The sequence below is a fragment of the Ilumatobacter sp. genome (genome assembly GCF_049588435.1).
In the GTDB taxonomy this organism is placed as follows: domain Bacteria; phylum Actinomycetota; class Acidimicrobiia; order Acidimicrobiales; family Ilumatobacteraceae; genus Ilumatobacter_A.
Window position 1 is genome coordinate 1 of sequence record NZ_JBAVYV010000296.1, and the last position, 9,687, is coordinate 9,687.

Consider the following 9,687-nt stretch of genomic DNA (forward strand, 5'->3'; position numbering starts at 1 on the left):
GGTGACCACCGCGGTGGTCGCGGTGTGCAGCGGCGACGGCTTGGTCGAGCTGTTTGCCCAACTCGGGGTCCAGGGGGTGGTGACGGGCGGTCAGACGATGAATCCCTCGACCGCGGAACTCCTCGACACCGTGCAGCGTGTGAACGCCGATCAGGTCGTGATCCTGCCGAACAACAAGAACATCATCCCGGTCGCCGAGCAGGTCAATGCGCTGACAACCAAAGACGTCGTCGTCGTCCCGACACGGTCGGTCGCCGAGGGCCTCGCAGCGCTGATCGTGTACGACCCCGAAGCCTCGAGCGCCACCAACGGCGTCGAGATGGTCGAGGCGGCCGCGTCCGTCACGACCGGTGAGGTCACCCAGGCCGTGCGCGACATCACCGCCGAAGTCGGTGAGATCCACCAGGACGACTGGATCGGGATCGTCAAGGGTGATGGCATCGTGTCGTGCACGAGCGACCTGTTCACCGCAGTGGTCGGGCTGCTCGACGAGATCATCGACGACGACGCCGAACTGATCACGGTGATCACGGGCGACGGGGCCGACAGCGACACGACCGAGTCGATCGAAGGATGGCTCGGTGATCACCACGGGGCGATGACCGTCGAAGTCCACGTCGGCGGGCAGCCCCTCTATCCCTACCTCTTCGGCGTTGAGTGAAGGCGCCGCACAGGAACGGCGATGGCTGCGTTCCGTGAGCTCATCACCGCCCAGGTAACCTCCTCGCCACGCGCCGTGCCCTCGCCGCCCCTGAGCGCCGCTCGGAGGAGAATCTGTCCTCTGCTGGCCACGCATGGTGACGGGTTCGGCGCGATCGGGCAGTATCGGGTCAGATGAGTGAGCCGATCACGCTGCGGGATCTGTCCGAAATCCCGGTGGAGCGCCTGCGCGGGGTCGGACCCAAGAAGCAGAAATCGCTCGAGACGGTCGGCATCGAGAACCTGTTCGATCTCGTCACGACCTACCCACGCCGCTGGGTCGACCGGACGAACGAGGCGCGGATCGCCGACCTCGTCCCCGGTGAAGAAGCGCTGGTCCTCGTGACGGTGCGCTCGGTCACGAAGCGGACGACCAGGAATCGACGCACGATGGTCAACGTGAACGTCGGCGATGGGTCCGGGCGGATGGACCTCGTGTTCTTCAACCAGCCGTGGCGGGAACGGCAACTGAAGGACGGCCTCCAGATCGCGCTGTACGGCAAGGCCGACACCTACCGCGGTGGCCTCCAGATGTCGAACCCGGTCGTCGATCTGATCGGGGATCGCACCGGGCGGATCGTGCCGATCTATCCCCAGAGCGAGAAGGCGCAGCTCAACACGTGGGAGATGGCGGGCTGGATCGACGAGACGCTGCGCCGGTGTGTCGACCGGGGGATCGCCGACCCGGTACCGAAGGCGGTGCTCGCCGAGCATCGGATGATCGCTCGCGGTGACGCACTCGCCGGGATTCACCTGCCCGAGGACATGAAGCAGAAAGAACGCGCTCGACGTCGGCTCGCGTTCGACGAACTGCTCCGGGTGCAGCTCGTCCTCGTGCTGCGCAAGCGAGCGCTCGAGCGAGGCCAACGTGGGTTCGAGCACACCCCGGACGGCGAGCTCGTCCAGCGGTTCTACGATTCGCTGCCATACCCGCTCACCCGCGCGCAGGGGAGAGCGATCGAGGAGATCTTCACCGACCTCGCCAACCCTCATCCGATGCACCGCCTGCTGCAGGGCGACGTCGGTTCCGGCAAGACGGTCGTGTCCGTGGCGGCCATGCTCACCGCCGTCCACAGCGGCCATCAGGCTGCGCTGATGGCACCGACCGAGGTGCTCGCGGAACAGCACGCGACGAGTGTGCGCTCGATGCTCGACGGGGTCTCGGTCCCCGATCCGGACAATCTGTTCGGCGATCGCCCATTGCGCGTCGAACTCCTGACGAACCGGGTCACCGGCGCAACGCGCAAGGACGTCCTCGCCGGCCTCGCCGACGGATCGGTCGACATCGCGATCGGAACCCACGCGCTGATCCAGGAGGCGGTCGGCTTCAACTCGTTGGGGATGGTGGTCGTCGACGAGCAGCATCGTTTCGGCGTCGAGCAACGTTCTGCGCTGCGCGACAAGACCGCCGACGGTCGCATGCCCGACACGCTCGTGATGACGGCCACGCCGATCCCGCGCACCGCGGCGATGACCGTGTACGGGGACCTCGACGTGAGCGTGCTCGACGAACTCCCCCCGGGTCGCACGCCGATCGTCACGATGTGGGCGAGCGACGAGTCGAGCGAGGCCGGTGTCTGGCGCGACGTCCGCGCCGAGGTGGAGGCCGGACGCCAGGCCTACGTCGTGTGCCCGCTCATCGGCGAGAGCGAGAAGCTGGAGGTGGCGTCGGCGGAGGAGACCTTCGAGCGTCTCGCCGGTGGCGAACTCCACGGTCTGTCGCTCGGATTGCTGCACGGCAAGCTCGGTGCCGACGAGAAGGAAGCGACCATGAACCGATTCCGCGACCACGAGATCGACGTGCTGATCGCAACGACCGTGATCGAGGTGGGCGTCGACGTCCCGAACGCGACCGTGATGGCGATCCTCGACGCGGACCGATTCGGGATCGCACAGTTGCACCAGTTGCGGGGACGAGTCGGTCGCGGGAAACACGCCTCGACGTGTTGGCTCGTCACCCAGCCGGGCGATCCCGAGTCCGACGGGACGAACCCACGCGTCGAGGCGCTGGTCGCGACGACCGACGGCTTCGAGCTCGCCGAGGTCGATCTCGCGTTGCGCGGCGAGGGCACGCTGATGTCGAGCGCGCAGAAGGGACGCAGCGATCTGAAGCTCGCCTCGCTGCGCCGCGACCGCAACCTCGTCGAGATCGCCCGCGAGGCTGCGTTCACGATCGTCGACGCGGATCCCGATCTCGCCGATCATCCGATGATCGCCGACGAACTCGACATGATCTTCAGTGATCGTGATGAGGAGTTCCTGTCCCGTTCGTGATGTCGCGTCGACGTCGCCCCGCGTGTCCGAGTCGAAGTATGAACCGCCTGAGAGGTGGACGGTATGGTCGCCGGATGCGCCGCCAGGACAAGGCCGACCGGATCGGTGAGATCCTCGACGAGCTCTACCCCGACCCACCCGTCCCACTCGATCACACCGACCCGTACACGCTGCTCGTCGCCGTCGCCCTGTCGGCCCAGACCACCGACAAGAAGGTCAACGAGGTCACCCCCGCACTGTTCGCCGCGGCGAACACCCCGGAGAAGATGGCAGCACTCGATCCCGAGGAGATCCTCGGGTACATCCGCACGGTCGGGCTCGCGCCGACCAAGGCGAAGAACCTCTGGCTGATGGCGAACCAGATCATCGACGCCGGAGGAGAGGTGTACGGCGACTGGGACTTCCTGGAGTCGCTGGCGGGAGTCGGCCACAAGACCGCATCGGTCGTGATGGGCGGTTGCTTCGGGGTGCCCGCCTTCGCGGTCGACACGCACATCCACCGCCTCGCCGCGCGCTGGGGCCTGTCGAACGGTTCGACGGTCGAACGGACCGAACGGGACCTCAAGGCGGTGTTCCCGGTGGAGACGTGGAGCGATCGTCACCTGCAGATCATCTACTTCGGCCGCGAGTACTGCCCGGCGAAGCGCCACGACCTCGTGACGTGTCCGATCTGCAGCTGGGCGGCCACCAAGAAGCGCATCGCCCTCGAATCGGGTCGCTGACCGTGGAAGCGGGCGAGATCGCCGCGCTCGGCATCATCGTCATCGCGTTCGCCGTCGTCTCGATGCGCATCGCCCGGTGGCCACTCACGATGCCGATGATCTTCGTCGCGGCCGGTGCCCTCGGCGAGGCGACCGAAATGGTCGACATCGCGCCCGACCACGAGGCGATCGCCGCCCTCGCCGAGGTCACCCTGGCGATCATCCTGTTCAGCGACGCTGTCCGCATCGACATCCGGCGCTTGCGGCGCTACCTCGCGATCCCGATTCGGCTCCTCGCGATCGGCCTGCCGTTGACCATCGTGGTCGGCACGTTGATCAACTCGTTGCTCTTTCCCGATCTGCCGCTCGTGCAGGTCGCGCTGATCGCGGCGATCCTGGCACCGACGGACGCGGCGCTCGGTTCGGCCGTCGTCGAGGACACCTCGGTGCCCGTCCGAGATCGTCTCGCCCTGAACGTCGAGTCGGGCGTCAACGATGGGCTCGTGGTGCCGGTGGTTGCGGTCCTGACAGCGGCCGTCATCGGCGAGAGTCGCAGCACGCCCGAGTGGATCGGGTTCATCGCTCAACAGATCGGCTGGGGAGTCGTTTTCGGAGCCATCGTGGGTGGAGGGGCGATCGTCGCGCTGCGCTGGTCGGATGACCGCGGATGGGCCGATGCGCGATTCCAGCAGCTCGCGACATTCGTCGTTCCGATCGTGGCTCTGTTCGGCGCGGAGGCACTCTCCGGCAACTCGTTCATCGCGGCGTTCGTCGCCGGATTGGTGTTCGGATCGTTCGGGGCACGCCCCGACGAAGAGACTCCGACCCTTCCGGTCCGGCTCGGTGCGTTCACCGAGGACGCGGCGCAACTCTTCGGTCTGGCGGCCTTCTTCGTGTTCGGCAACGTCCTGCTGGCCGATGCGATCACGGACGCGACGTGGGCGATCGTCGCCTGTGCCGTTCTCTCCTTGACCGTCGCTCGCATGGGTCCCGTCTGGGTCGCGCTGATCGGGACCGGGCTCCGTGCTCGGACGCGCCTGTTCCTCGGCTGGTTCGGGCCGCGCGGACTCGCGTCGATCGTCTTCGGACTCCTGCTGCTCGAAGACACCGTGGCGGTCGCGGATGTGGGGGAGCAGGTGTTCGGTGTGATCGCGCTCACCGTGGCGGCGTCGGTACTGCTGCACGGCGCCACCGCGTCATCGGGCGCTCGTCGCTACGGACGGTGGGCCGAAGAGGTGATCGAGTCGGGTGACCACGCCGAGCGTCGATCGATGACGATGGAGGACGAACTGCTCGCCGAGAAACATCATCTGCTCCCGAAGAGCCGTTGGTCCGTGCGGCGCTGAGCAGACGCGTCGGGAACTCCGGTCACCAGTCGGGACGACCGTCGCTCTCGACATCGGAATCCTCGAGCACGATGTCCCAGCGGTCGAGGCAGTCCTCACAGCGATACGCCACCGCGTCACCGACCTCCCAGGTTTCGTCCTCGCGCGGAAGGGTCAGGAGGAAACACCGTCCACCGCAGTCGATGCACGTGATCTGTGGGGGCGGAGCGAACATCGCGCCATTCTGGCGCGGCCGTGCCGTCCGGGACGTCGATACAGTGCGCGGATGCGCGTCGTGGCAGGAGAATTCGGTGGTCGCAAGCTGGTGTCGCCGGAAGGTACATCGACGCGTCCCACGACCGACCGCGTCCGTGAAGCGGTCTTCAACGCGCTCGGCTCGGCCGGCATCCTCGACGGAGCCGTCGTCGCCGACCTGTTCGCCGGGACGGGAGCGGTCGGGATCGAGGCACTCTCGCGAGGCGCGGCCAGGTGTACGTTCGTCGAGCGCGACCGCTCGGCGTTGCGCTCGCTCGAGGAGAACCTCGACACGCTCGGCCTCGACGCTCGATCACGTGTGATGCGGTCGGATGCCGCTCAGGCAGCGTCGACGCTCGATGTCGACATCGTGTTCGCCGACCCCCCCTACGATTTCGACGGATGGGATGCCCTGCTCGCGAGCGTCCGTGCCGGGTTCATCGTCGCGGAGTCCGGGAGGCCCCTCGAGGCTCCCGACGGGTGGGAGCTCGTTCGTTCCAAGCGATACGGGCGAGCGTGGGTGAGCTTTCTCGAACGTTCAGCGCAGTAGCGTTCGGCGAACATGAGTACCGATCCCACGCAGAACGGATCCGCGAGCCGGGTGCTGTATCCCGGCAGTTTCGATCCGCTCCACCTCGGACACCTCGACGTCATCGAGCAGGCGCACGAACTCTTCGACGAAGTGGTCGTGGTCGTGATGTACAACTTCGCCAAGCCGTCCGGAATGTTCGACGTGGACGAGCGGATGGCGCTGATCGCTGACGCGGTCGCCGGCTTCGATGCGGTGACCGTCGAGAAGCACGCCGGACTGGCCGTCCAGGCCGCCGATGAATTCCGAGCAGATTTCGTCGTCAAGGGATTGCGCACGCCCGGTGACTTCGAAATCGAACAGCAGATGGCACAGATGAACCATTCGGTGACCGGGATGCGGACGGTGTTCCTTCCGAGCCGTCCGGATCTCGGTTTCTTGAGTAGCCGTTTTGTCCGCGAGATTGCCAACTACGGTGGTGACGTGTCCCACCTGGTGCCACCGGTCGTCGCCGACGCTCTGGTTCGCCGGGTGGCGGAACGAGAGCAGAACTGAGCCGGGATGACCTACGACGACCAGTACGACGACACCTACGAACAGCGTGACCCACACGGGGCGTACGACGATGTCGTGGACGACGACGACTACTCCGCGGCTGGCGGTGCCGGCAACTACGTCGGCGACGCCGAGACGCTGCTCCGCCGAGCGATCGACATCGTTGCCACGGCCCCGACGATGCCCCTGTCGTCGTCGCCCCGCATCGACCGCGACGAAATCATCGAACTCCTCGAGGAGTCGTTGAACCGACTGCCCGACGAACTCCGTCAGGCCCGCTGGATGCTCAAGGAGCGCCAGGAGTTCGTGGGCAAGACCCGCCGCGAAGCCGATGAACTGCTCGAAGCGGCGCGGGTCCGCGCCGAGCGGATGGTGCAGCGGACCGAGGTCGTGCGTGCCGCCGAACAGCGCGCGCGGCAGGTCATGGAGACCGCCGAGGCCGACACGCGTCGTCTCAAGCACGAGACCGAGGACTTCCTCGACCAGCGGCTCGGCTCGTTCGAGATCCTGCTCGACAAGCTGGGCAAGACCGTCCACGCGGGCCGTCAGCGCTTGTCGATCGGTGGCGAGGTCCCCGAGGAACCAGTCGACAACGTCGACGACCACGGCTTCTTCGATCAAGAAGCCTGACCGCGAAGACCGAGGCGGCGCTGGCGTGGCTGCTCGACGTGCAACACTGCGACGATGACACCACGAACGATCCTGATCACCGGAGCGGGCTCCGGGTTCGGTCGGGGCGCCGCGGTCGAGTTGGCTGCGCGTGGCCACTCGGTGCTGGCGACGACCGAGTCCCAGGCCCAGGCAGATGAGCTGGCGACCGCCCACCCCGAACTGACCACCCTCAAGCTCGACGTCACGTCGAGCGATGACGTCGACACGGCGGCTGATCTCGGGGTCGAGGTGTTGATCAACAATGCCGGGATGGGCGTGATGGCGCCGATGACCACGGTGCCGATGGAGAAGGTCCGTGCGATCTTCGAGGTGAACGTCTTCGGGATGGTCGCCATGACCCAGGCGGTCGTCCCCGGGATGATCGAGCGCGGTTGGGGTCGGATCATCAACGTCTCATCGGTGGCAGGCAAGCTGGCATCCCCGCTCACCTCGCCCTACTGCATGACCAAGCACGCCGTCGAGGCGTACACGATCAGCTTGCGCGGTGAGCTTGCGCTGCACGGAATCGACGTGTGCAAGGTGAATCCGGGCCCGTACAACACGGGATTCAACGACCGGATGGTCGATGGCATCACCGAGCACATCGCCGCCGGTGACGAAGCGACCCATGCGGCGAACCGGACGATTCGCGAACTGGTGTTGACCGATCAGCTCGATCCGGCCGATGTGGTCAACGCGCTCGCCGATCTCGCCGAGGCCGACGAAACCCCGCTCGAGACCCTCCTGCCCGAGGGGATCGGCGAACTGCTCCAAGCCGCGATCGACGCCGGCAACTGACCGGCGCACCCGGGGCGGCGGCGCCTCTAGGGTGAACGGATGGAAGTTGCGTCGAAACGGGCGTTGCGTGTCAACGCCGTCGAACTGCTCCGCCAACCCGGGGCGACCAAGCCCGTGCAGGTCACGGTCAGCGGCGATGGCCTCGATGTAGAGCACGATGCGTTGTCGGGCGAGATCACGGTCGATCTCGACCTCGAGGCACTCAACGACGGCATCGTCGTGCGCGGCGAGGTGTCCGCACCCTGGGAGGTCCCGTGTCGCCGATGTCTGAAGGACCTGTCGGGGGTCGCCACTGCGAAGATCGACGAGCTGTATCAGGTCGAGATCCTCGACGAGGATGCGTACCCGATCGTCGACGGCCAGCTCGATCTGGCACCGATGGCACGCCAGGCGGCGCTGCTCGAACTCGACGACGAGCGGCTGTGCCGCGACGACTGCGCCGGGCTCTGCCCGCAGTGCGGAGTCGATCGCAACCGCGAGAGCTGCGGCTGTGACAACGAGGTCAAGGACCACCGCTGGGCGGCGCTCGACGGACTCGTCCTCGACGACGACTGAACCGGTGACCGACGCCGGGCGTTGGAGCGACACTTGCTCCCGATAACGTGATCCGGCCCTGACGACCGGCCCTGTCCCGACTACGCGTCGCCCGGAAGAGAACGAGAGCAAAAGATGGCTGTCCCGAAGAAGAAAACCTCCAAGATGAAGACCCGCAGCCGCCGCGCCAGCGCGTGGCAGCTGAAGGCGCCGGCGCGCAGCGTCTGCCCCAAGTGCAGCGCGGCCAAGACGCCGCACGCTGTCTGCGGCTCGTGCGGCTGGTACCGCGACCGGTACGCCATCGACGTCAGCTGACCGCTCGGTCCCGACGCTCACCAACATGCTCCCCGTCGCTCTCGACGCCATGGGCGGCGATCACGGTCCCGGGCCCAACCTCGACGGCGCACACGCTGCGGTCGCCGACGGCATCCCGGTCGTACTCGTGGGTCCTCCCGACCTCGACGGTCGCGAGGCGCCCGACGGCACCGTCCTCGACCTGATCGAGGCCTCCGAGGTCATCGGCATGCACGACGACCCCGCCGCGGGTGTCCGTCGGAAGAAGGATTCCACGCTCGTCCGCGCCGCCGAAGCCGTCCGTGATGGGCATGCCGGTGCGATGATCTCGGCCGGCAACACCGGTGCCACGATGGCGTCAGCGCTCCTGCGGATGGGCCGGATCAAGGGCGTCAAACGCCCCGCGATCGCCACACCGATTCCCGTTCCGGGCTCCACCCCGACGGTCATGCTCGATGCCGGCGCGAACGCCGAGGTCCAGGCCGACTGGCTCGTTCAGTTCGCCCAGATGGGGTCGATCTACGCCCGTCATCGCTTCGACATCGACAACCCTCGCGTCGGTTTGCTGTCGATCGGCGAAGAGGCGACCAAGGGCGACACCCTGCGCAAGGAGACGCACGAGCTCCTTGCGGTGACGCCCGGGATCAACTTCGTCGGCAACGTCGAAGGCCGCGACATCATGAGCGACGATATCGACGTGTGCGTCACCGACGGTTTCACCGGCAACGTCGTGCTCAAGACACTCGAGGGCGGCATGAAGGCCGTGATCGGGGCACTGCTCGACGCGTTCTCGCCGGAGGAGTACAAGGTCCACGCCGACGCACTCATGCCGGCGCTGCTCCCGCTCTACTCGACCCTGAGCCCCGACACGTACGGCGGTGCGATCCTGCTCGGCGTCGACGGGGTCTGCATCATCTCGCACGGTTCCTCGAGCGCCGAAGCGATCCGCAACGGCATCGGGGTCGCCCGTGACATGATCGAGCACGAGATCACCGCCGAGATCACCGCCGCCATCGCAGCCACTCGCTGACGTGTCCGGGCCGTCCCGTCGGGCGCCCGATCACCCCAGCTA

General features: G+C 66.8%; 11 protein-coding genes and 1 pseudogene. 11 read left to right on the forward strand and 1 reads right to left on the reverse strand.

The window, feature by feature from the left end; genetic code table 11:
• The 4 genes and pseudogenes from WBV89_RS11530 to WBV89_RS11545 form a co-directional block, all read left to right on the forward strand.
• Window positions 1–661 (forward strand): annotated as a pseudogene (locus tag WBV89_RS11530) (hypothetical protein); the annotation flags it as partial.
• A gap of 173 nt (window positions 662–834) precedes the next feature.
• Window positions 835–2,973 carry an ATP-dependent DNA helicase RecG gene (gene recG / locus WBV89_RS11535; protein ID WP_423981496.1) on the forward strand — a complete coding sequence of 713 codons (2,139 nt, stop codon included), beginning with the start codon at window positions 835–837 and terminating at the stop codon, window positions 2,971–2,973.
• 74 nt (window positions 2,974–3,047) lie between these two features.
• A complete protein-coding gene (locus tag WBV89_RS11540) occupies window positions 3,048–3,695 on the forward strand; it encodes an endonuclease III domain-containing protein (protein WP_423981497.1) in 648 nt (215 codons plus the stop codon).
• 2 nt (window positions 3,696–3,697) lie between these two features.
• Entirely contained in the window at window positions 3,698–5,020 is a 1,323-nt protein-coding gene (locus tag WBV89_RS11545) for a cation:proton antiporter (RefSeq protein WP_423981498.1), read from the forward strand.
• A 22-nt stretch (window positions 5,021–5,042) separates the two neighbouring features.
• On the opposite strand, the gene WBV89_RS11550 is transcribed toward WBV89_RS11545, so the two are convergent.
• Entirely contained in the window at window positions 5,043–5,234 is a 192-nt protein-coding gene (locus tag WBV89_RS11550) for a hypothetical protein (RefSeq protein ID WP_423981499.1), read from the reverse strand.
• Between the two features lie 9 nt (window positions 5,235–5,243).
• On the opposite strand from WBV89_RS11550, the gene rsmD reads away from it, so the two are divergent.
• From rsmD to plsX, 7 genes are all read left to right on the forward strand, one after another.
• A complete protein-coding gene (gene rsmD / locus WBV89_RS11555) occupies window positions 5,244–5,804 on the forward strand; it encodes a 16S rRNA (guanine(966)-N(2))-methyltransferase RsmD (protein WP_423981506.1) in 561 nt (186 codons plus the stop codon).
• Window positions 5,805–5,816: 12 nt separating this feature from the next.
• Window positions 5,817–6,338: a pantetheine-phosphate adenylyltransferase gene (gene coaD, locus WBV89_RS11560; protein ID WP_423981500.1), complete on the forward strand. Its 522-nt coding sequence runs from the start codon at window positions 5,817–5,819 to the stop codon at window positions 6,336–6,338.
• A 6-nt stretch (window positions 6,339–6,344) separates the two neighbouring features.
• The gene (locus WBV89_RS11565; protein ID WP_423981501.1) at window positions 6,345–6,968 is read left to right on the forward strand and encodes a hypothetical protein; all 624 of its coding nucleotides are present in this window, start codon (window positions 6,345–6,347) and stop codon (window positions 6,966–6,968) included.
• Window positions 6,969–7,022: 54 nt separating this feature from the next.
• Window positions 7,023–7,787 carry an SDR family NAD(P)-dependent oxidoreductase gene (locus WBV89_RS11570; protein ID WP_423981502.1) on the forward strand — a complete coding sequence of 255 codons (765 nt, stop codon included), beginning with the start codon at window positions 7,023–7,025 and terminating at the stop codon, window positions 7,785–7,787.
• Window positions 7,788–7,826: 39 nt separating this feature from the next.
• The gene (locus tag WBV89_RS11575) at window positions 7,827–8,342 is read left to right on the forward strand and encodes a YceD family protein (protein ID WP_423981503.1); all 516 of its coding nucleotides are present in this window, start codon (window positions 7,827–7,829) and stop codon (window positions 8,340–8,342) included.
• Between the two features lie 114 nt (window positions 8,343–8,456).
• Entirely contained in the window at window positions 8,457–8,636 is a 180-nt protein-coding gene (gene rpmF / locus WBV89_RS11580; protein ID WP_423981504.1) for a 50S ribosomal protein L32, read from the forward strand.
• A 25-nt stretch (window positions 8,637–8,661) separates the two neighbouring features.
• Window positions 8,662–9,645 (forward strand): phosphate acyltransferase PlsX, encoded by a 984-nt coding sequence (plsX, locus tag WBV89_RS11585; protein ID WP_423981505.1) that lies wholly within the window; start codon window positions 8,662–8,664, stop codon window positions 9,643–9,645.
• Window positions 9,646–9,687: the final 42 nt, after the last annotated feature.

Coding starts and splice junctions, on each gene's coding strand:
- recG (WP_423981496.1), top strand. CDS start 835: ATGAGTGAGCCGATCACGCTGCGGGATCTGTCCGAAATCCCGGTGGAG.
- WBV89_RS11540 (WP_423981497.1), top strand. CDS start 3,048: ATGCGCCGCCAGGACAAGGCCGACCGGATCGGTGAGATCCTCGACGAG.
- WBV89_RS11550 (WP_423981499.1), bottom strand. CDS start 5,234: ATGTTCGCTCCGCCCCCACAGATCACGTGCATCGACTGCGGTGGACGG.
- coaD (WP_423981500.1), top strand. CDS start 5,817: ATGAGTACCGATCCCACGCAGAACGGATCCGCGAGCCGGGTGCTGTAT.
- WBV89_RS11565 (WP_423981501.1), top strand. CDS start 6,345: ATGACCTACGACGACCAGTACGACGACACCTACGAACAGCGTGACCCA.
- WBV89_RS11570 (WP_423981502.1), top strand. CDS start 7,023: ATGACACCACGAACGATCCTGATCACCGGAGCGGGCTCCGGGTTCGGT.
- WBV89_RS11575 (WP_423981503.1), top strand. CDS start 7,827: ATGGAAGTTGCGTCGAAACGGGCGTTGCGTGTCAACGCCGTCGAACTG.
- rpmF (WP_423981504.1), top strand. CDS start 8,457: ATGGCTGTCCCGAAGAAGAAAACCTCCAAGATGAAGACCCGCAGCCGC.
- plsX (WP_423981505.1), top strand. CDS start 8,662: ATGCTCCCCGTCGCTCTCGACGCCATGGGCGGCGATCACGGTCCCGGG.